The organism is Micromonospora echinofusca (assembly GCF_017614955.1).
Lineage (GTDB): Bacteria > Actinomycetota > Actinomycetes > Mycobacteriales > Micromonosporaceae > Micromonospora > Micromonospora echinofusca_A.
The window spans coordinates 1-644 of sequence record NZ_WVUH01000719.1; the positions used below are offsets into that span (position 1 = coordinate 1).

The 644-nt window shown below is 69.3% G+C and carries 1 protein-coding gene; it reads right to left on the reverse strand.

The features are described 5' to 3' along the window. Positions 1 to 99: 99 nt before the first annotated feature. The coding region (locus GSF22_RS34065) for an LppU/SCO3897 family protein (RefSeq protein ID WP_307804525.1) at positions 100 to 644 on the reverse strand (545 nt) is incomplete at its 5' end.

Consider the following 644-nt stretch of genomic DNA (forward strand, 5'->3'; position numbering starts at 1 on the left):
GGGCGTGGGTGTGGGCTGGATCGGCGGCCGAGGGTGTCGACAGAAAACTAGGGCTGTCTAGCGATACTGCTAGACAGCCCTAGTTTCGGTTAGCGGTGGTCAGAGCTTCTGTAGGCAGAGCACGTAGTCCAGCGCGTCGATCGAGTTGTCGTGCACGTAGTTCGCCGTCGACTTCGGAGCCTTGGTCTCGCACTGTTTGCCGTCCGTGGTGAACGGAATGCGCAGCAGCACCTTGTAGGTACCCGGCGCGCACTTCACCTCGCGCAGCTCCGCGTCGTCCGCCGTACCGTCGTTGACCACGCAGTCGCCCTTGACGATCCCGGCGCTGCCGCTGGTACGCGACGGGGACGGCTTCGGGCTGGCGCTGGGCTGTTCGGTCGGCCGGCTGCTCGGTGCCGCCGTCGCAGTCGGCCCGGCCTGCGGGTCGTCGTCGTCACCCGCGTTCATCAGGGCCCAGCCGCCGAACCCGAGGCACGGGCAGACCGCGAGCAGCAGCACCAGCAGAACGATCAGCAACGTCTTGTTGCCGCGCTTCGGTGGCGGCGCCATCGGCGCCCCGTAGGGGACACCGGACGGCGGGGCACCCCACTGCGGCCCGGCCGGGGGTTCGTTGCCGAAGCCGGGCGGAGGCGGGTACGCGCCGC